The organism is Micromonospora sp. HK10 (assembly GCF_000982955.1).
Classification (GTDB): domain Bacteria; phylum Actinomycetota; class Actinomycetes; order Mycobacteriales; family Micromonosporaceae; genus Micromonospora.
In genome coordinates this window covers 1-2564 of sequence record NZ_KQ058735.1, presented here as the reverse complement: position 1 = coordinate 2564, position 2564 = coordinate 1, and the positions used below count along the sequence as shown (strand labels likewise).

Annotated in this window: 3 protein-coding genes and 1 pseudogene; 3 read left to right on the top strand and 1 reads right to left on the bottom strand. The window is 75.0% G+C overall.

What is annotated here, in order from left to right:
• The coding region (locus LQ51_RS08530; protein WP_046564154.1) for a TcmI family type II polyketide cyclase at window positions 1–275 on the bottom strand (275 nt) is incomplete at its 3' end.
• 436 nt (window positions 276–711) lie between these two features.
• Here LQ51_RS08530 and LQ51_RS08525 point away from each other — a divergent pair.
• The 3 genes and pseudogenes from LQ51_RS08525 to LQ51_RS08515 form a co-directional block, all read left to right on the top strand.
• On the top strand, window positions 712–1521 hold the full coding sequence (locus LQ51_RS08525) for an AfsR/SARP family transcriptional regulator (RefSeq protein ID WP_046564153.1): 810 nt from the start codon (window positions 712–714) through the stop codon (window positions 1519–1521).
• A gap of 210 nt (window positions 1522–1731) precedes the next feature.
• Complete coding sequence (locus LQ51_RS08520; protein WP_046564152.1) at window positions 1732–2079, top strand: TcmI family type II polyketide cyclase; 348 nt, start codon at window positions 1732–1734, stop codon at window positions 2077–2079.
• 230 nt (window positions 2080–2309) lie between these two features.
• Window positions 2310–2564, top strand: a pseudogene (locus tag LQ51_RS08515) (hypothetical protein); the annotation flags it as partial.

The window sequence follows — 2564 nt, the reverse complement described above, 5'->3', positions numbered from 1 at the left end:
GGCGAGCGCCAGGTCGGCAGGTACGGCGAGATGAACGGGCGCAGCCGTTCGCTGACCCGGACGAACTCGGGATGCCCGCGGGCGTCCTCGACGGCGCCCTCGGCCGGCCGCTCCGTCTCGAGCAGGTGGACGTACAGGTCGTGCAGCCGGTAGAGCGACCGGTGCCGGACCCCGACCAGGCCGGGCAGGTCGGTGGCGTCGGACTCGGCGAATATCTCGGCGACCCGGTCCTCGGCGGTGGGCACCACCTTGGCGACGATGAGCGAACGATCCATGGACAGCCTCCCCTGGGGGCGTCCCGGTGCGGGTACCACCGGTTCCGCCGGACGACTGCCGACACGGTGCCGCCGGCGCCGTCAACGCGGCGTCACCCGGCCGCCATCCGGCCCCGATTACGGTGACGCTCCGTTGACGCAACCTGTGCGCGAGCTATTCGAAGATCGTCTTCGGGATTTGCCGGCGCCACACCTCTTCGCAGTTCAACGTCGGTTTGACTGGTTCCAGAGAAGACTGTCGCATAGATGGCGACCCGTTGACCCAGCGTAATCGGCGTTGATAACCTCCGTCCTGGTAAGCCCGGCGACCGCGGCACCGGCCGCGGCGGCCAAGCCGCGCCGACACCGGGGTCGCGGGCCGCCGAGCCGGGCGTCACGAGACGGTCGGGACGAGGGTTCCGGTGCAGGGGGTGCGCCCGTGTCCGGTCATTCGAGGATGCCGACGGCCGGGGACCCGGAACCGCCACGAGTGTCGCTGCACCTGTTGGGCGGCTTCCGGCTGCTGCACGACGACGTCCCGGTGGTGGTGCCCCGGGGCCTGCAACGGGTCATCGCCCTGATCGGACTCCGGCCGGCCGCCACCCGCAGCCACCTGGCCGGGCTGCTCTGGCCGGAGACCTCCGAGGAACGGGCGCTGTCGTCGCTGCGGACCGCGCTGTGGCGGTTGCGGCAGGACCCGTGCTGCCCGCTGCTCACCGACGGCGACACCGTGCGCCTCGGCGACTCCGTACGCCTCGACGTGGACGAGCTGGTCGGGGCCGCCGCCCGGGTCCGCGCCGGCGACCTGCCCGAGGTGGCCGCGGAGATCTGCCGGCACGACCTGCTGCCCGGCTGGTACGACGACTGGGTGCTGCTGGAACGCGAGCGGCTGCGCCAGCTGCGCCTGCACCTGCTGGAGGAGCTCGCGGGCAACCACCTGGCGGCCGGCCGGCACGGTGAGGCCCTGGAGGCGGCCCTGGCGGCGATGGCCGCCGAGCCGCTGCGGGAGACCCCGCACCGCCTGGTGGTCCGCGTCCACCTGGCCGAGGGCAACGCGTTCGAGGCGGTGCACGCCTTCTACGTCTACCGGGACCTGCTCCTGCGCGAGCTGCGGCTGGAACCCTCACCGGCGATGGCCGCGCTGCTCGCCGACACCCTCGCCCCGATCCGGCACGCCAGCCGCCGGGAGCCGCCGCGCCGCCCGGACCGCGCGGGCCCGGCACCGCAGCGGGGCCCGACCGCCCCCACCGCCCCCGGCAACCGGTGAGCCGGCCGGCCCCGGACCGGGTTCCGACCCGGGGCCCGCTGCGGCCGGACCGGGTCCGGTCGGTCCACGCGCATCGGCCACAGTCGACGTCACCGCGTGGGAATGCCCGGTGACGGGCAGGTGACAGCGGCGCCGGCAGGCTGGCGGCACACGGTGCCCGAGGCCCTCCGGCCGGCGCGGCCCGGACGGCACCGGCGAGAGGGGTCGGAGATGAGTCGACTGTTGGTGGTCAGCCGGATCGTGCCGGGCGCCGAGGGACGGGTGGGCCAGATCCTCGCCGAGGCCGACGCGACCGGGCTGCCCCGGCTCACCGGGCTGCGGCACCGCTCGCTCTACTCGCTGCACGACCTCTGCGTCCATCTCATGGAGACCACGGACGTCGACCCGGACACGGCGGCCGAGGCCCGCGCCCACCCGCTGTACCGGCGGGTCGACGAACGGCTCGCCGCGCACACCTCGCCGTACCTGCCGACCTGGCGCTCGCCGCGGGACGCCATCGCGCCGTGCTTCTACACCTGGAACGCGGCCGACGAACCCGCGGCGGGTTCGCTGCGCTGATTCGCCCGCCCCCGCGGGCCCGGACCGGGCGCCCCGGACCCCTGATGGCACCAGGGTCCGGGGCGCCCCTCACGTCGCGGCACGCTCGGTCATCCCACCGCCACCCGGCGGCACGCCGCAGGCCACCGGCGCCGGGATCGGTGGACCTCCCTGTCGTCCCGGCCGCACGTGTGCGAAGCTGCCCCGGGTTTCTCGCGACTGTCGAGCACATACATATGAGGAGGTAGGCCGTGCCGTCGAATCTCGGGCAGTGGCTGGTCCTGATCCTGGCCCTGGTGGTCGGTCTGGCGATCGGCTGGGTGGTGAGCGGCCGGCGCACCGGCGCCGACCGGGTGTCGCCCACCGTGGAGGGTGCGCCGGCGGGCGCCGTCGTCGACGAGGAGCGGCCGACGGCCGTGGTCGACGAGGTGCCGCCGGCCGTCGCTGTGACGGAGGAGCCGGCGCCCGCCGACCAGGACGCGCCCGCCGCCGAGCCGGTCGCGGCC